Source organism: Bacillus cereus group sp. Bce019 (assembly GCF_051781745.1).
Taxonomy (GTDB): Bacteria; Bacillota; Bacilli; order Bacillales; family Bacillaceae_G; genus Bacillus_A; species Bacillus_A cereus.
Map to the genome: position 1 here is coordinate 1 of NZ_JBPWJX010000272.1, position 250 is coordinate 250.

The window sequence follows — 250 nt, forward strand, 5'->3', positions numbered from 1 at the left end:
ATCAAGCATAATTTCACCTTCCTTTTCAAAGGTACGCTATTATCCTGCGTACCCTTGTACTTTCTTCATATTATTTAAAAGTTCTTGCAGTACAGCTTCATTGGATTCAATGAACATCATTTCTTTATCTGATGGATCTGTTTGAATCCAAACTGAACTATCTCCTATGCGGAAAATCCCTTCACCTTTCCCTGGATTGTTGAGAATAATGTCAAGCTCCCCAGCAGTTAAGTTAAAGTTCTCTTGGATT

The 250-nt window shown here is 36.8% G+C and carries 1 protein-coding gene; it reads right to left on the reverse strand.

Annotated elements, in window-relative coordinates; translation table 11 throughout:
• Window positions 1–39: 39 nt before the first annotated feature.
• On the reverse strand, window positions 40–250 hold a 211-nt coding region (locus tag ACS2QP_RS28305; protein ID WP_438883143.1), incomplete at its 5' end, for a conjugal transfer protein TraC.